Source organism: Paracoccus zhejiangensis, assembly GCF_002847445.1.
GTDB classification, from domain to species: domain Bacteria; phylum Pseudomonadota; class Alphaproteobacteria; order Rhodobacterales; family Rhodobacteraceae; genus Paracoccus; species Paracoccus zhejiangensis.
The window spans coordinates 3,325,031-3,341,489 of sequence record NZ_CP025430.1 but is presented as its reverse complement, the minus strand read 5'-3'; the positions used below and the strand labels follow the sequence as shown (position 1 = coordinate 3,341,489).

Sequence of the window (16,459 nt, the reverse complement as noted above, 5' to 3'; positions counted from 1 at the left end):
TTCACATATAAATTCTATGTTGCAGAGACATGTTGGGCTGACACTGCTGGTCTATTCTATGCAGCAAAAGCTACAAAAGGAATGCCGGTATGGGCGCACGTCCCTTAATCGAGAACATGGAATTTCTCCGCCATTTTTGGCATCCGGTCGCGACTCTCGACGAATTCGAGAAGGCCGACCCGCTGGGCAATGGCCCCATGGCCGTCACCTTGCTTGACGAGAAGGTCGTTCTTGCTCGTCTCGACGGCAAGATGATCGCAATGAAGGACCAGTGCGTCCACCGTTCGGCCAAGCTGTCCGGCGGCAAGGTCAAGGACGACCAGCTTCAGTGCCCGTACCACGGATGGATGTACAATGCCGAGGGCAAGTGCACCCATATGCCGGCATGTCCGACGCAGAAGATTTCCTCGCGCGCCAAGGTTCCAAGCTACCAATGTGAACTGAAGTACGGTTTGGTCTGGGTCCGTCTGGACAGCTCGTGGAACGTGACGGAAATCCCGTATTTCAGCGTCGCTGATGACCCGAGGATGAAGATAGTCGTGCAGGAGCCCTACTGGTGGAATGCCAGCGCACCGCGCCGCTGGGAAAACTTCACGGACTTTTCGCACTTCGCGTTCGTTCACCCGGGCACGCTGTTCGATCCGAACAACGCCGAGCCGCCCATCGTGCCGATCGATCGCGTGAAGGGCCAGCTGCGCTTTGTCTATGACACCCCTCCGGGCATGGATGTTCCCGATCAGGCACCCATCGGCAACTTCACCTACCATTGCAGTATGCCGTTCACGATCAACTTGGCGGTTCAAAAATATGTGGGGAACAACCTTCACGTCCTCTTCAACGTGTCCTGCCCGGTGAACGCGAAGCAAACGAAGAACTTCCTGATCTTCGCCCGCGAGAAGAGCTTGAACGATTCGGATCATCCCCACATCGCCTTCAACGACCTGGTCTTTGCCGAGGACCAGCCGGTCATTGAATCGCAGTGGCCAGAAGAGATTTACGACGACGAACTGTCGGTCGTGACCGACAAGATCTCGATACAGTACAGGAAATGGATCAAGGAACTGGAAAACGCCCACGCGCAGGGCAAGGAGGCTTTCGAGAAAGCTCTCCTGACGCCGGTTCTTGAAAGCGACCGGATTCACCCTGAACTGCAAGCAGTCGCGGGCTGACGCTCGGCCGGATTTCAGGAGATATCCCAGTGTCAGTCCATTTCATGACCAATTCTCCCGATGCGCTGCTTCGGGAGTTCAACCGGAGAATTGTCCAGGAAGAAGCGTGGGGGAAGGCGGAAGGCTGGATGCTGGAGGCTGATACCTCCTACCAGCATTCCGAAGACGTGTCGGATATCGGCGCAAGGCTTGTGCCAAGCGTCGATGCGGGCACGTTGACCTTCGAACTTCAGGCCGATGGCGGCAAAGGCATCCCGCCTGACGTGGTCAAGCTGTACTACACGAGGCTGGTGGAAACCTTCCTCCGGTGGATGGACGTGCGCTTTGATGAGGTTCTACTGGACTGAGCAGTCACGAAAGCTGTCAGGCGGATAGATTTGGAACGGAAAGGAAAAAAGTTGGCCTTGTATGTAAGCACCGCCGAACCGGAGAAGGCACTTAGGGCCTTCAATGCGTCGGTCGGCAATATCGATCAACCTCATGACGGCGCAAGATGGCTGCGACCGAAGAACTCGGACTACTTCACGCATGCGGACCCGGAATGGGCCTACAAGTCCTGGGTGCTGCCCACTGTCCGCCAAGGATCGCTGATGTTCAACATCATCAGACCCGAGGACCGCTATGTTTCAGTGAAAGCCTATGCCGCCTATCACGCCGAGCTTGTCGGGACGCTGATGGATGCGGGACTGGCGGCCCCGCTGGGCATAAAGATGTCGTCTCGATGCGCCGACGGCGACCTCAATGCCTGATCTCAAGAGGAGCGTGGACACACCGATGGCCAGTGCAGACAAGTTCCAGCCTATGCACAACATCTTCTGCGATGATGTGGAGAAACAGAAACAATTTTACGCTGCAATCCTGGGTTGGGACGACATTCCCGAGGCCTCTTCGCCGATCTACCGGGTTCTGCAAGGCAATGGCTTCCAGCTGGCCTTCAACGGCGTCCCGGCCTATGAGCTTCTGGGCCTGAAGGATCGTGAGAGACGCAGGACATCAACATCCAGCGCCGGCACGATGGTGACGTTCGTGGTTGAAGACTGGGCAACGGTAGATGAGATCGCGCACAAGGTGCCCCAGCTTGGCGGGTCGATCGTCAAGGGGCCGTTTGCAACCTATTACGGGCAGTGGCAGTTGGTCTTCAACGATCCGGAGTTCAACATCGCGCGCATCACAGCCATGACCATTCCCGAGGGTGCCGAAATTCCGGTTGTCAACTTCGACTAGGGCCTGTGTCTATACGCAGGCCCTGTGCTGCCAAGCCGTGCCGCTTTTCAGGACGGCGTTCCCGGTGCAGGCTCCATTCTGAATGCACCAGTGCTGCGGAGCAGGAGCACGTCGGGCTTTGATTGTCAGCCGGAGGTCGACGTAGGCACGGCACAACAGCGCCCTTGACCGTTACCACCTCCGGCCCATAGCTGAACCCTCTTGTCTTCTAGCGACGACAAGCAAACTGCCGCGCCCTTGGGCGCGGCTCTTTCGTTCGTGATTATCCGCTCCGGCCCCCGGCCGGTGCTTGCAGGGCATACAGTGCGCGGGCTTACGCCCTTTCCTTCAGGCACTGCAACGGTTCGAGGAGGCTTTCGGCTGGGCCAAAGCCATCGGAGGTGCCGTCCAGACCGTTTATCGCGGCATTGAACGCGCACGGGCTCGCTTCATCATGACGCTGGCCGCCGGAAATCTCGCCGGACTGCCAAAGCTGCTCCCAGCCTGAGCAGAAGATCACGCCACAAACCGACCAAACCCGCCACACAGAACAGATGAACAAGCCAAAGCCGCAACAAACCTGAGAACAACGTTTTCAGCGCGGCACTAAATCAGAGGCCTGTTAGTCTCCAAGTGCTACTCCCTGTTGCTATATCGTCTTCTCAAGCCCTATCGTTCTCGGACGGAATCCCCACCAAATGCTACTTAAGTAGTTATTTTTGTTGTTACCTTGCATAGAATGGCAGCGAAGTGCTAACCTCACCTGCCGAAGACAGAACGCTGTCATAATTTGGTAGCAACGCGTTGGCACCCGGAGTAGACGAACTAACTAGATCTTCCGTTCGAAGTTTGGAAGACAGCCCAGGCCCCCATGACGACCAAGGTTGAATTCAAGGATATCAGCAATTTCGTCCATGTCGCGAGGACAGGAAGCCTGACGCGCGCCGGTATGATCTCCGGCGTACCAAAGGCAACGCTCAGCCACAGCATCCGCCGCCTAGAGGATTTGCTGGAGGTTGAATTGTTTCATCGTTCTCAGAGAGGCTTGCAACTCACAGATGCTGGACGTGCCCTTCTAGATAATACCGGCCGTATATTTGATAGCATCGAATTGGCTGCAAGCGCGGCTCAACGTGCCCATAGCTCCTTGAATGGTAAAGTGAGGATATTAGGAAGCGCGGAGTTTGGGACCAGCATTATTGGTGCAGCAACTTTGTATTTGGCAAGAGAGCATCCGGGGCTATCCTTCGAAACACGAATGTACCCTAGTGACACCCCATTGCCGGAACAAACAGAATTTGATTGCCTTATTTTTGTTGGCACTGCCCCATCATCTGATCACGTTTGTCGAAAGCTAGGCAATGTTGGGTATCGCGCTTACGCTAGTCCACTACTTCTGCAGCGACTAGGAACCCCTAAGTCCGTTGAGGATATAAGGGAAATGCCCGGCATAGAATATACGCGCAAGGGAATAGCGGAACCTTGGTTACTTCAAGACGCAGATGGACAGCGGATTGGCGATTACAATGTACGGTTCAGTGTTCATGATTATTGGATGGCAAAATTCTATGCAGTTTCAGGAGAGGCAATAGCATATCTGCCGGACTTTTTTGTGCATTATGAGGTTGCTGAAGGTGACCTCATACCGCTCCTCCAAGAAGCCAACGAGAGTGAGAAAATATCTGTCTGGGCAATATATGGCGCCGCCCGCCATCGCAACCCGCGCGTTAAACTAGTAATTGATACGCTTTGCCAAAACTTCGACAAATTGATTCGTCATCCAGGCTATGCACTCGTGCGTCAGTACCCATAACTCCAAAACCAAATATTCAGCACACAGTGCAAGGAATAATATTAGCCTACAAGGCCAAAAAGCAAGAGTACTTCGGTTTGCGACAGGTCCAATCAGTCGATCTTTGCCCTAACCAAGAATCATGGCGAGGAGTGGTTACCTATCTCGGCCAATGGGCGCGCTCGTCATGATAACGGATGACAGCCTAGGGTCCAGACTCATTGAATTTCACAGCCAGAACAAGACGGTTGCGGCGAGCATGATCGCGGAGAAGAAGGTTTCCGGGCAACGGTCGTATCGGGTGGCGACGCGCCGCCAATCCTTCAGACGGCCGAACATGATCTCGATGCGGTTGCGCCGTTTGTAGCGCCGCTTGTCGTATTTGACGGCCTTCCTGCGGGACTTTCGACCGGGGATGCAGACTTTTATCCCCCTGTCTTTCAACGCTTCTCTGAACCAATCAGCGTCGTAGCCCCTGTCAGCCAGCAGCCAACCCGCCTTCGGCAGACTGCCCAGAAGAGCCGCTGCGCCTGTGTAGTCGCTGACCTGGCCGGCCGACATGAAGAACCCGATCGGCCGCCCCGTGGCATCGGCAACGGCGTGCAGTTTGGTGTTCATGCCGCCTTTTGTCCGCCCGATCTGGCGTGCGCGCCCCCCTTTTTCACGCACAGGCTCGACGCCGTGCGGTGTGCCTTGAGATAGGTCGCATCGATCATGATCGTCTTGTGATCGGCGCTCTCAGCGGCCAGGCCGACCATGATCCGGGCGAAGACCCCGTTGTCACTCCAGCGCTTCCAACGGTTGTAGAGGGTCTTGGCGGGCCCGTATTCCTTCGGCGCATCACACCACCGCAACCCATTGCGGTTGATGAAGATTATGCCGCTGAGAACGCGGCGATCATCGACGCGGGGCTTGCCATGACTCTTGGGAAAGAACGGCTTCAGGCGTTCCATCTGGGCATCGCTCAGCCAGTAAAGATTGCTCATCGATCAGGTCTCCTGGCGGAGCCTGAATCATGCCAAACGCCGGAAATCAATGGGTCTGGAGCCTAGCGGTGGCCAGACTGCCGACGGTGCATCAGAACCCACTACCACGGGGAGGAGGCCAACCCGATTTGCCGGAACGGTGATGGTATCTGCCGACAGGCCGGCGCGGGACATGCACCAGATCGTTGAGGCCATCGTCGAACAACTCACCATCATTCCCGGTAGCGATGTGAAGTTGAGGCTCGAAATCGAAGCCGAGATCCCTTCTGGCCTCGATCGGGCAAAGGTCAGAACGCTGGTCGAAAACGCCAACACACTCGGGTTCATCGAAAAGTCGGTAGAATAGTCGAGATGGGTTGCCCGTCGTCCCGCAGGTAAGAATGATGGTACAAACTGGCCACGGCAGCGGTGGCTTGGTTCAGGAAGTGGGGATCCGTGGCGGAAGGGCAGATCGAAACAGCGATAGCGGAACTGGCGCGGCTGCAGGACGATGACAGCGCGCGCCGCGAGGTGCTGGACCGCGCAAGCTTTACGATGCTGCATCGGCCTGCATTGGGTGGGCGTCTGGTTGCGAAGCTCTGCGCCACGGAGGAGAGTGCCCCCGAGTTGGAGCCACTCACCGAATTGCTGGCATCGGCACTGGATGCCGCGCGCATGGCCAGGGAGAACCGCAAGAAGCGAGGTGATACCTTTCTTGAGGCAGTGACGGATGCGGTCGAACTGGCTTCTGGCCAGGGGCGCCTGAGTCCCTTCCACCGCCTGCTTCTTGCAAGCGCATGGACGAGGAGCGGACTGCCCGCACCCGCATCTCTTGAGGTTTCTTCCGCCGATATGATGCGCGCAGCGCCCGGCCCTGCCCCGCAGGATCGTGTCGCGGCGGAGGCGGCGCTGGAAGATCTGTTCCGCAGTCTGATCGAGCAGACCGAAGGCGATGCGCTCGCGCTGCATGCCGCGCTGACCGAGACATTCCCGGCAATGCCGTCGGCAATGCGTCAGCACGTCATCGCATGGTCGGTTGGACGATCGGAGCCGATCCACGCGAGGCTGGCATGTTTCTGGCTGCTCGATCCCGCTGCACCGGTCCGCGCTGCGGCGGCGCAAGCCTTGGGCGAACGCGCCGCGGCAGGCACGCTCTCGCAGGAGATAGCGAGCAAGATGGTGATCCTGCGCAGCTGGATGCCTCAGGACGAGGCCCGCGCTTCGGTGGACGAGGCATTGAAACTCGCCATGCGGTCGGGTCTGGCGACCGGCGCATCAGCCAAGCCGTGGATCATCCATTCGGTCATGGCCACACTGCCCGATGGCGGCGGCGCGCAAAGCGTCATGATCGCGCTACAATCGGGCGGAAGCCGCAAGACCGCGATGCTGCTCTTCAAGCAGGGCCACGGGGTCAAGGACGCCTATGCCGTGCCCTGCACGTCGGCGAGCGAACAGAAGGCGCTGATCAGCCGCATCAGCCAGGAGACCGGCTCGGTCAAGGTGCCCCTCAACTGGCTCGAAGGCAGCCTCGCCATGGCGCTGGCCGATGGCCTTGCAGCAGGGTTGCCCCCGGCCCCGGGGATCATCGAGGTGTCGGAACTTTGCGGCCTCGACAAGCTGCGACCTGAAGCCGTCACGACAGAAGCCATGATCTCTGCCTTGCCCGCGTCGGAACGTATACGCGACCTCTCGGCGCAGGCGCGAGGCAAGCTGATCAATGCCAGCGAAGGCTGGTGGGATCGTCATGAGATCGTCCAGAGCTGGTTCGAGGAAAGCGATCATGCGCATGAGGTGCTCGAGGGCCGCCACAGCCCGCGCGCGCTGGACTCGGCGCTGTGGCGATGGCTTGAGACCCGACGCGACTTCTGGGCGCGACTTGTCGGGCGGGCAGCCGATGTGCTGGCGGCGGCCGACCACCCGGACGCCAACAGCTTCACGGCCACGGCGATTGCGCTCCTCGAAGGGCGCGATCTGAATAAGATCCCGGTCATGGCCGATGTCCACGACCAGACAATCGAGGCGTGGTTATTCGACGACCCGAACGTGGATCAGGACACCACGCTTGAGGAATGGGTGGAAGAGGCGGAAGCAGAGGCGCCAAAGCCGGAGCGGAAGGGCGAACTGGCGCGCCTCGTGAAAGGCTCGGCGATCACGGCGGACTGGATCGACGGGTTCCTGATGTCGGCCACCATCGCGCCGAAGGTAATCGCGCCGAACAGGTGGCTACCCGAGATCCTCGGCAGCGCCATTGGCAACCTCACGTCGGATAGTATCCAGCGCTTCGCCGATCTGATCCTGATGCGCGCGAACGCCTGCTTGGACCAAGCGAAAGAGGCTGCGGAGTTTTCAGCGGCGATGTCCGCGCGAAGCCAGATGGCCATGCGGGACTGGGCGGCCGGGTTCAGTTATGCCTGTGGGCATTTCCGATCATCCTGGCCCGCAAAGTCGACCGGCCCGGATGATCGGGCGATGATGCAGCGCGTTGCCGATGCGATGGCCACGGGCTTCAGCGCTGCCGAGGTGAAGGCGCTCAGCCAGTGGATAGCCGCGCGCCATAATCGAAACTGCGGTTCCTGAAGCCCGCGACTTCCGCCGAATTTCGTTCGGTGGGGGGAACGCAGGAGTTCTTGTGCCACGCATCCTGCGGAACTGAGGCTTCCCGTCGGCGCTGAATGTCAACGGCGGAGCAAAAACCGGCCACGGGGCGGCGCAAAAGCAGGCCACTTTCTTGCGCGCTTGAGCCCGCCGGGAGGGCGTAGCCCGAGCGGCGGGCTCAAGCGCGCGTTGCGGTTTTCTATGGGGTCTGGCCGGCGTTTCGGGCCCGACTTTGCGCGAGCCTGTAGCTCTCGCCATTCATCTCGAGGATGTTGACGTGGTGGGTCAGGCGGTCGAGCAGAGCGCCGGTCAGCCGCTCTGTTCCGAAGGTCTCGGTCCATTCGTCGAACGGCAGGTTGCTGGTGATGAGCGTGGCGCCGCGCTCGTAGCGTTGCGAGATCATCTCGAAGAGTAGCTCGGCGCCGGTCTTTGACAGAGGCACGAAGCCCAGTTCATCGATGATGAGCAGTTTGACCGAAGCCAGCTGCTTCTGGAGCCGCAGGAGGCGGCGCTCGTCGCGGGCTTCCATCAACTCGTTGACCAGTGCCGCGGCCGTAGTGAAGCTGACCGACATTCCTTTCTGACAAGCGGCCAGTCCCAGCCCCAGAGCAACATGCGTCTTGCCCGTGCCACTCGGTCCGAGCGCAATGACGTTTTCGCGCCGCTCGATCCATTCGCAACGGGCAAGGTCCAGCACCTGCATCTTGTTGAGCTTCGGGATCGCCTTGAAGTCGAAGCTGTCCAGGCTCTTCTTGGCGGGGAACTTTGCAACCTTGATCCGGCGTTCGATCATCCGTCCCTCGCGGTCGATCAGTTCCAGTTCGACCAGTCGGGCGAGGAACTGGACGTGGTCCAGGCCCTCGGCTGCACATTGGCGCGCCAGCTTCTCGTGCTCCCGCAAGAAGGTCGGGAGCTTCAGCGTCTTCAGGTGATGAGCAAGCAGGATCTGCGGCGCACCGGTCATGCCGCGTCTCCCGACAGCAGAGACATGTAGCTTGCCGCCGAGGTGGTCCCCACGTTGGCCCGCGGCAGGTAGGGATAGACATCGAGGTCCAGCTTCGGCGGCCGTTTCTCAACATGGCAGAGAGCGAGGTGCTTCACGGCATCGAAGCCGACAGCGCCCAATTGCAGGGCCTTCTTCACGGCCGCGTGGAGATCATCGATGTCGAAGGTTTCCAGCAGGCGCAAAACCTGCACATATTCCCGGCGTCCCGCCTTGATCATCCGCGCCTCCATCAGGCGGCGCAGGGTTGCGAACTCCGGCGGCAGGTTCCATTCGGCAAGAGGCGCGGCCTGATCCAAAGCATTGATCTTCCTCTCGATGAGCGGGAGGTAATGCACCGGATCGAACACCATGTCCTCGCGGTCATAGCAGCGGGGGTGGCGTGCGATGAGCTCGCCACCGCAGCCGATCACAACCTCGTCGACATAGCCCCTGATCCAGACATCGCGGTGGCCGTAGGCGACCGGCACCGAGTAATCGTTGGTCTTGTAGCGCACCAGCGCTTGGGAACTGACTCGCCCGGTGGCTTGGTCGCAGGCATCGAACGGCGCGGGTGGCAGATCAGACATCACGACCAGATCTCGCACGAGGCGTTCCCCGATGGTCTCGGACTGGCCGCGCAGAACATCCGCCTGACGTTTGCGACACTGCTCCTCCAGATAGGCGTTGAACGAAGCCCAACTCACAAACCGCGGGACCGGGACCATGAAGTTGCGGCGGGAATAGCCGACCAATCCTTCCGCGTTGCCCTTGTCGTTCCCCTTGCCGGGGCGGCCATAGCGGTCTCGGAACAGGTAGTGGGACAGGAACCCGCTGAAGAGCGTGGCCCGCTGACGTGTGCCGTCCGCCAGGATCTTCGCAACAAGACAGCGATCGTTGTCGTAGAGGACCGATACCGGCACCCTGCCGAAGAAGGCGAAGGCGTGGACGTGGCCGTCTACCCAGGCTTCCGCTGTCGCCGCGGGATAGGCGCGCACGAAGCAGGCATCACTGTGCGGCAAGTCCATAACGAAGAAGTGCGCCTTCTGCTCGACGCCGCCGATGACGACCACAGCCTCGCCGAAGTCGGCCTGGGCATGTCCTGGCGGATGGGCTAGCGGCACGAAAATCTCTCGGCCGCGCCGCTCGCGCTCCCGCATATAGTCCTTGATGATCGTATAGCCGCCGGTGAAGCCATGCTCATCGCGAAGCCGCTCGAATACCCGCTTCGCCGTGTGCCGTTGCTTTCGATGGACCTCGCGATCCCCCTCCAGCCAGCCATCGATGATCTCGGTGAACCCATCCAGCTTCGGCCGCTTCACCGGCGCCGTCCGCCGGTATCCAGGCGGAACCGAGAACGCCAACATCTTCCGAACGCTGTCGCGGGAAACCCCAAACTGACGCGCAGCCTCGCGCTGGCTCATGCCTTCTGAACAAGCCAGGCGAACCTTCCGATACAAATCCACGGTGAAAATCCTCCCGCCCTCCCTGTCGCCAGAAAGGGTAAAGGTGGACGACTTTTACGCCGCCCGCAGCGGGCTCATCCCGCCGCTACCGTGGTCGACTTTCTCACCGCCGTTCTCAGCGCGTTCTCTGACTCGACATCATCGATCGGAACAAAGGTCAGCTCAAGGTCGAGCGAGAGGGTGCGAAGCTGCCCGAAATAGCCGGACGGGGTGCGGGTAAACTGGCCGATCTGTGCCATGGAAGGCTCCTTTCCTATGCGGTAGAGAAGACGCGGGCCGCTCGCACGCCCCGCACTGGACGCGCCGTCACCGCATCGGCGCGCGCCAGACAAAGCGGCCATCGCCGTCTTCGTCGGTGAAAAGCGGGATCGCGTGGCCGATCACCGCGGAGGCGGGGAGCGGGCCGAAATAGCGGCCGTCGAGGCTGTCGCCGACGTCCGGGTTCATCAGGAAAACCTCGCCCTCGGCGATGACGCGGCAGCCCAGCCAGACCGGCAGGTCTCGGCCGAGGCTGTCGTGGTCGCGCGCCTCGCCGAGCGGAACGCCGTTGACGGAGATGGCGCGGCCAGCGCGACATACGCGCTGTCCGGGCAAGCCGAGGACATGCTTCAGAAGCGGCACGTCGCGGGCGACATAGCCGCGCTTGACCATGAACGAAGCGATGGGTTCGGGTGGGATGACGGCGACCAGATCGGGCACCTCGATCCGCTGAGTGGGCGTGACGGTGTAGAAGCCGATGGGCACGCTGGCCGATGCGTTCCAGACCAGCCTTGGCGCGGTCGGAACGAATCCGGTAATGGCGATCCCGAGCGTGGCAGCCGTTGTCGCCATGACATAGCGAAAGCGCGTCATGGGGCGATCTCCCGGCGCCGGAGCCATGCCTGATGGCGCTCGGCGGTGTAGGGTCGCGGCGCTTCGCCCGCGTTCATCCAATGGGCAACGTGCCGCCAGTGATCGGGATCGACCTGGGCGGGATCGACGCCAATGGCCTCGATCCCGTCGACATGGCGGAGGACGGCCTCGACCTTCGGCCAGCCTTCGATCTTCAGCAGGATTTCGCCGCCCGGACGGGCGAAGGGCAGCGTCTGATAGGACTCGCCCGGCGCAACCGCGCGCAGGATGTCGAGGCGCGAAATGATCGTGCCGTGGTCGTTCGCCGCCCAGCGGACGAACGCGAACACCGCGCCAGGACCGAAAGAGACGATACGGCGGTTGCGGTCGAGGAGCTGCGTTCCCGCCTCATGGCCGAACCTGATCCAGTATTCGGTCCTGCCTTCCACCCAGGTCAGTTCCACGCGGGTCAGATCGTCGTCATGGGCGTCGATGCCGTTCATGGGCGGTCTCCCGATATGTCGGGAAACTCGCGCGCCAGCAGGTCGCGCAGCATGTCGGCGACGGTGATGCCGCGTCTGATCGCGGCGATCTTGATCCGCCCGCGAAGCTCGGGCGTGATGTCAATCGTCAGCCGGGCGGAATGGGCGGTTACGGCGCCATCTCGCGCTGGTCGCGCATCGCCGGCCCTGATCCAGCCTTCGGGATCGGCCGGGCGGGCGGCGAAGCCGCGCTTGTCGGTGCGCGCCGTCATGACGGGCCTCCGTCATGAAACGGCAGCACGGTGGCGATGCGCGCCCGCGCGCGCTCGGCCATGTCGGGGTCGATCTCGCAGCCGATATAGCGCCGGCCGGAAAGCCGGCAGGCTTCCCCGGCCGCGCCGGAACCGGCGAACCAGTCGCCGACCAGGCCACCTTCCGGGCAGCTCGTGCGGATCAGAATTTCCAGGAGCGCCGCAGGTTTCTCGCTCGGATGGATGGCGCGGCCATGACAGTTGCGCAGGTAGATGACCGAGCGCATGAGGCGCGGCCCGCCGTCATGGCTGACGTAATGGCCGGCGTCGATCTTGCCGGTATGGGGTGGGCGCCGCTTGCGCCGGACGGTGCGGGCTGTTGCGTCGGGCGTGGTCTGGACGTCGTTGTAGATGTCGCGCCATGTCGTCTCGGCGGGATAGAACTGCACCGCCAGTTCATGCACGCGCTTGAAGCGGTCGGCATGAAAGCCGGTGCCGTTCTGCTTCTCCCAAACCACCTCCTGCGCGATCCGCAGGCCCGCATCAGTGAAGCGGTCCGCTGTCGCCATGAAGCTGCGCAGCGAACCGAAGACCCAGAGCGAGCCGGTCGGCGTAAGCGCGGCGCGCGCCAGCCCGACCCAGCCCTCGACACGCCGATCCCAGGCGAGCGAGGTGCCGCCATAGGGCGGATCAGCGAGGATCATGTCGTAGGGTGCGTGCCAGGGCATCTGTTCGCGGCAATCGCCGGTGAGAATCGTCATGCCGACGCCCTCCCGATGCCCAGCCGTTCGACCTCGGTAGCCAGTGCTGCGATCTCGCGCGCCGCAGGTGATCGGGCGTCGATCTCACTGGCGAGCCGCCCGGTCTGCGCGGCGTCGGCGAAGACGACGCGCTGGCCGATGGCGCTGGCGAGTAGCGGGGGGTCGTGGTCCGCCAGCGTCTCGGCCGTTTCGCGGGCAATGACGGTGCGCGAGCCGCAGCGGTTGAGCACGAAGCGCGCGACGAGCTGCGGGCGATAGATGCTCGCTTCCGTCAGGAGGGCGAGCATCTCGGCCGAGGCCCAGCCGTCGAACGGCGATGGCTGCACCGGGATCAGCACGAGATCGGCGGCGAGCAGCGCCGAGCGCATGAGGCCGGCGACGCGCGGCGGCCCGTCTATGACGATATGATCGACATCGCGAGCAAGCTCTGGCGCCTCACGGTGCAGCGTATCGCGCGCCAGGCCGAGTGTGCCGAAGGCACGGGGCAGGCCCTCACGCGCGCGTTGTTGCGACCAGTCGAGGGCGGAACCTTGCGGATCGGCGTCGATCAGGGTGACGCGCTTGCCACCCTGCGCCAATTCTCCGGCAAGATGCAGCGCCAGCGTCGTCTTCCCGACGCCGCCCTTCTGGTTGAGGAGCGCGATGATCATTCGCACCCCCCCGGCAGATCGAGAGGCAGGCGGGGTGTATCGGCAGATTCAGGAGCCTCGGTTGCGCCTCGATCAGATGCCGGTCGAGGCGGTGTCAGGGCACATGAGGCCCTCTCCTTCGCGGCTCTACCGAGGTTTCTGGCGGTGTCGCGGATGAGGTTTTCCACATCGCGCGCGCGCTCTTCAAAGTTAGACTCTTTGTTAGACTCTAAGTTAAGGGCGCGATTTCCTGAATGGGTTCCGGGTGTTAAGCCCGGTTTCGGTTCCTGATAGCACGAGACTCCGGTTCCCGATAGCACGATAGTCCGGGTTCCTGATAGCACGAGGCCATCCACAGGTTTTCCACAGGGCGCGACCGGCTCGAAGGCCAGCAGCATCCGCCCGCCAACCTCAGCTTCGAGAAACAGCGAATAGCCCGGCAGAGGCTGGCGCCGGATGATGTCGCGCAGCTCGAAGGCGAAGCGCTTGAACGGCGACAGGCTGCCGGATTTCTGGTGAAGGTGACGGAAATCGAACCGCCAGCCATCGCGCTGGCGACCGCCGTGCTTGCGCACCAGGCGATAGAGCCAGCGGTCAAGGCCGCCGGTTAGGTCGAAATAGGTCCGGTCGATGGTCAGCACGAGCGCATCGTCGAGGACGGCCTGGTAGAACCAGTCCGGCACGATCATCTCGATGCCATCGGGTCTGCCGCTATGGTCGGTGCGTTCCTGCCATTCGTTGATCCAGGAGAAGCGATGCCGGCGCCCTTCGACCGGCTGGCGGATCGAGGTGGAAATCGTGGTCGATTGCAGCCGGTCGAGCGCCGCCTTCAGGCGCTGATAGTCGCGCAAGCCGGTGCCGCGCCCGACATAGGTGAGAATCTCGTAGGGCGTGGCGGCCATCAGCCGGGAGGTGCGAAGGCCGCTGTCGCGGGCTTCGACGATCTGGCTCGCCGCCCAGATCAGAATATCGGCGTCCCAGATCGTGGCCATGCCGTGATCGGGAACAGCCTCGACCCGGATGGAGACATTGCCGGCGGCGAAGTCGATGGGCGCGATGCGCTTCGACTTGGCGAGGGAGAAGAAGGGATAGGCCATGAGATCCTGCGCGTCTCGTGGCGCGAAATCGCCGGGGAGCGCCCTGAACAGGTCGAGTTGCCCGCGCTCGGAAAGGGATCGACGTCGCACCGTCATGAAGAAAACCGCGAGCGGTCAGCGGGCGTAACGACCAGCCTGCGGGCCGGACGGAAACGCATGACGCTTGGCGGGCAGCACGGAGCCGCGCGGATCGGAGGTGGAGGTCACCGCGCCGCGCTCGGTCCAGGCCTCAAGATCGTCGATGGCATAGACCACACGGCCGCCAAGCTTGCGATAGGCTGGCCCGGTTCCGTAGGTGCGGTGTTTTTCGAGCGTCCGGGCCGAGAGGCTGAGAAAGGTCGCGGCCTCTTTGGTCCGTAGAAAACGCGGCGGCAGGACGACGGGTTCATGTGGCATGATCGGGCCTCCGTGGGGTTGCAAACGGCCGCTGCGGATCAGCGGCGGGCAACGACCACGGTGGCGAAGAAAGACTGGCGAGATGCAGGGCGAAGTTGGGAGGCATCGAAATCGCCCACCATCGGGGTGAAAGGCACCCTCTCCGTATCCGTGATGAGGGCAGCACCGAACTGTTCTGAGGGCGACGGCTCGATTTATGCCCCTTCTCACGAACGCCACCGGCATCGAAATGTTCAGACGGGCGATCTCGAAAAAGAAAACGATTTCAGATTACTGTAGGTAATTTACCAAACCGGCGCAGTCATCAGGTCAGGAGAGTATCGGTCCGGAGAAACCGCTTCCGGACCTCATGGCAGCGGGGTCAGTGTTCAGCCGCCCGAATAGCCCTCGAAAACAACGAAAAAATCCGGCCGCAACCGGATCGGGAGAACGCTTTCGCGAGGGCAAGTGCCGGAGGGGATGCGCCTGATGTTGAATGCTCCCCAAATTAATGCATTGATATATTAAAGCCAAACCCCGCCAGCTCACGCTTCAGATCACGAACACGGGCGCGAAGCCGCCCCCTGGCGTCCTGAAGTTCGTGGTCTGACCTTGATAAAGGCGCGCGGCCACCAGAAGCACCTGCCCATCATAGGTGTACAGTCGCACGTCCATCTTGCGCCTCTGGGGTGTCTCGTCGATCTTGATCATGCGTTCGCTGGGGCGGACCAGCGTCTGGGCTACGTATCCGCCCTCCGCGATCTCCGCCCAAGCTCCTTTCGTCAGCTTGTCGCCACGATAGACCGCCTTGCCGCCATGCCCGCCGGTCGGCTTGAAGAACAGGTCCCTGCGGGATTTCCAAAGTGCGTCAGCGTTATCGGGATTGACCAGGACGGTGCGTGGAACGGCATCAAGCAGGGCGCGAAGTCTCGGCTCCACGCCCCAGGCCTCCAGCGTCGCGGGTTTTGAAAGAAGCGAAAGATTGCGCTTGTCGGCAAGGAGCGCGTGGTTGTGCGGATTCGGCGTCACAACCACCGCGCCGTCCCGGTAGGCTTCCTGCAATGCCTTGTGCTCGGGCTGATCGAAGGAGAAATCGGTGACCCGGTTGTAAACGAGATCGATTGTCTTTCCATCGACGCTGAGCCGACCATCGTCGTAGCGAAGTTGGCTGGCATCGGCGATGACCGCGTCTACCCCTCGTGCCGCGAAAACCCGCCGCGCGAGCACGAATTCGGGATAAAGATACTGTTCCGGCGGATTGTCGTCGACGATGGCGATGCGTTCTGGCGCGCCCGTTCCCCGCTGCCGAATCCATTCGTTCTGGAACATGCGGAACGCCGCGTCCTCAAAGGATAGCAGCGTCGGGGGGATGTCCATTTCGGCACAACACGCGCGCTGCGCCCTTGCAAGAAAGGCATTGAGAAATGCCCCGCCGGCGTTGGTATTGATCTCGATCAGCCGGGGGCCGTCTTCGCCAAGATGAAAGTCGTAGCCCATCAATGCCCCGATCGGACCGTGATCCGCCCGCGCGATTTCCGGCGCCCAGGAAAGGACCGCGGCTTTGTATGCCGCGAGTTGGGCGGTGGTCTCCACAGCCGCTGCGATGGCGCGCATCTCATCCACGGTGGTGGCCGAAAGGAACACCGGTACGTGCGAGAACAGATGGGCCTTGGGGCGGATGAACGTCTCGAAGAATGCCGGCTCACCGGCCTCGCGCTCCATCGCTTCGCGCAGCGATGGAAGGTCCAGTGTAACGCAGAAGCAGTTCTTGTTGAGTCGGTCCGTGCGGTCCTGAACCCGCTTCGATGAACTGGAGCCGGGATTGTTCATCGAGGGAAAACCCGAGGCGGCGCCAAGATCG

At 61.6% G+C, this 16,459-nt stretch carries 19 protein-coding genes and 1 pseudogene; 8 read left to right on the top strand and 12 right to left on the bottom strand.

Annotated features, from left to right (window positions below; translation table 11 throughout):
• The first annotated feature begins 89 nt into the window (after window positions 1-89).
• The 6 genes and pseudogenes from CX676_RS16205 (at window position 90) to CX676_RS16180 (ending at window position 4,185) form a co-directional block, all read left to right on the top strand.
• Entirely contained in the window at window positions 90-1,169 is a 1,080-nt protein-coding gene (locus tag CX676_RS16205; protein WP_080621494.1) for an aromatic ring-hydroxylating oxygenase subunit alpha, read from the top strand.
• A 44-nt stretch (window positions 1,170-1,213) separates the two neighbouring features.
• Window positions 1,214-1,516: a hypothetical protein gene (locus tag CX676_RS16200; RefSeq protein ID WP_101753497.1), complete on the top strand. Its 303-nt coding sequence runs from the start codon at window positions 1,214-1,216 to the stop codon at window positions 1,514-1,516.
• A 51-nt stretch (window positions 1,517-1,567) separates the two neighbouring features.
• Window positions 1,568-1,918 (top strand): hypothetical protein, encoded by a 351-nt coding sequence (locus CX676_RS16195; protein WP_157935969.1) that lies wholly within the window; start codon window positions 1,568-1,570, stop codon window positions 1,916-1,918.
• A 25-nt stretch (window positions 1,919-1,943) separates the two neighbouring features.
• Window positions 1,944-2,393: a VOC family protein gene (locus tag CX676_RS16190; protein WP_198590218.1), complete on the top strand. Its 450-nt coding sequence runs from the start codon at window positions 1,944-1,946 to the stop codon at window positions 2,391-2,393.
• A gap of 337 nt (window positions 2,394-2,730) precedes the next feature.
• Window positions 2,731-2,880: pseudogene (locus tag CX676_RS23025) on the top strand (IS5/IS1182 family transposase); the annotation flags it as partial.
• 363 nt (window positions 2,881-3,243) lie between these two features.
• Entirely contained in the window at window positions 3,244-4,185 is a 942-nt protein-coding gene (locus CX676_RS16180; RefSeq protein ID WP_101753495.1) for a LysR family transcriptional regulator, read from the top strand.
• 207 nt (window positions 4,186-4,392) lie between these two features.
• On the opposite strand, the gene CX676_RS16175 is transcribed toward CX676_RS16180, so the two are convergent.
• A protein-coding gene (locus tag CX676_RS16175) for an IS5 family transposase (protein ID WP_101753494.1) occupies window positions 4,393-5,150 on the bottom strand; the annotation gives its coding sequence in 2 pieces (ribosomal slippage) (window positions 4,393-4,826 and window positions 4,826-5,150; 759 coding nt in all).
• A gap of 142 nt (window positions 5,151-5,292) precedes the next feature.
• On the opposite strand from CX676_RS16175, the gene CX676_RS16170 reads away from it, so the two are divergent.
• Both CX676_RS16170 and CX676_RS16165 read left to right on the top strand, forming a co-directional pair.
• Window positions 5,293-5,496 carry a hypothetical protein gene (locus tag CX676_RS16170; protein WP_232816487.1) on the top strand — a complete coding sequence of 68 codons (204 nt, stop codon included), beginning with the start codon at window positions 5,293-5,295 and terminating at the stop codon, window positions 5,494-5,496.
• Window positions 5,497-5,585: 89 nt separating this feature from the next.
• A complete protein-coding gene (locus CX676_RS16165) occupies window positions 5,586-7,706 on the top strand; it encodes a UPF0149 family protein (protein ID WP_101753493.1) in 2,121 nt (706 codons plus the stop codon).
• A gap of 217 nt (window positions 7,707-7,923) precedes the next feature.
• On the opposite strand, the gene istB is transcribed toward CX676_RS16165, so the two are convergent.
• The 11 genes from istB to CX676_RS16110 all read right to left on the bottom strand — a co-directional run bounded on the left by istB (window position 7,924) and on the right by CX676_RS16110 (window position 16,428).
• Window positions 7,924-8,688: an IS21-like element helper ATPase IstB gene (gene istB / locus CX676_RS16160; protein ID WP_028095139.1), complete on the bottom strand. Its 765-nt coding sequence runs from the start codon at window positions 8,686-8,688 to the stop codon at window positions 7,924-7,926.
• Complete coding sequence (gene istA, locus CX676_RS16155; RefSeq protein ID WP_157935855.1) at window positions 8,685-10,172, bottom strand: IS21 family transposase; 1,488 nt, start codon at window positions 10,170-10,172, stop codon at window positions 8,685-8,687. The genes istB and istA overlap by 4 nt, the downstream gene beginning before the upstream one ends.
• 74 nt (window positions 10,173-10,246) lie before the next feature.
• Window positions 10,247-10,411 carry a DUF736 family protein gene (locus CX676_RS16150; RefSeq protein WP_101753492.1) on the bottom strand — a complete coding sequence of 55 codons (165 nt, stop codon included), beginning with the start codon at window positions 10,409-10,411 and terminating at the stop codon, window positions 10,247-10,249.
• 67 nt (window positions 10,412-10,478) lie between these two features.
• Window positions 10,479-11,024, bottom strand: coding sequence for a S26 family signal peptidase (locus tag CX676_RS16145; RefSeq protein ID WP_058096764.1), 546 nt, complete (start codon window positions 11,022-11,024; stop codon window positions 10,479-10,481).
• Window positions 11,021-11,506 (bottom strand): DUF2840 domain-containing protein, encoded by a 486-nt coding sequence (locus CX676_RS16140; protein ID WP_058096763.1) that lies wholly within the window; start codon window positions 11,504-11,506, stop codon window positions 11,021-11,023. Before CX676_RS16140 ends, CX676_RS16145 begins: the two co-directional genes overlap by 4 nt.
• Complete coding sequence (locus CX676_RS16135) at window positions 11,503-11,757, bottom strand: ribbon-helix-helix protein (protein WP_058096762.1); 255 nt, start codon at window positions 11,755-11,757, stop codon at window positions 11,503-11,505. The genes CX676_RS16140 and CX676_RS16135 overlap by 4 nt, the downstream gene beginning before the upstream one ends.
• Complete coding sequence (locus CX676_RS16130; RefSeq protein WP_101753491.1) at window positions 11,754-12,497, bottom strand: DNA-methyltransferase; 744 nt, start codon at window positions 12,495-12,497, stop codon at window positions 11,754-11,756. The genes CX676_RS16135 and CX676_RS16130 overlap by 4 nt, the downstream gene beginning before the upstream one ends.
• A complete protein-coding gene (gene parA / locus CX676_RS16125; protein WP_058096760.1) occupies window positions 12,494-13,147 on the bottom strand; it encodes a ParA family partition ATPase in 654 nt (217 codons plus the stop codon). The genes CX676_RS16130 and parA overlap by 4 nt, the downstream gene beginning before the upstream one ends.
• A complete protein-coding gene (locus CX676_RS16120; RefSeq protein WP_456299515.1) occupies window positions 13,144-14,223 on the bottom strand; it encodes a replication initiator protein A in 1,080 nt (359 codons plus the stop codon). Before CX676_RS16120 ends, parA begins: the two co-directional genes overlap by 4 nt.
• Window positions 14,224-14,337: 114 nt before the next feature.
• Window positions 14,338-14,619, bottom strand: a complete 282-nt coding sequence (locus CX676_RS16115; RefSeq protein WP_012092626.1) for a helix-turn-helix transcriptional regulator — start codon at window positions 14,617-14,619, stop codon at window positions 14,338-14,340.
• A gap of 531 nt (window positions 14,620-15,150) precedes the next feature.
• Window positions 15,151-16,428: an ATP-grasp domain-containing protein gene (locus CX676_RS16110; protein ID WP_101753489.1), complete on the bottom strand. Its 1,278-nt coding sequence runs from the start codon at window positions 16,426-16,428 to the stop codon at window positions 15,151-15,153.
• Between the last annotated feature and the right edge of the window lie 31 nt (window positions 16,429-16,459).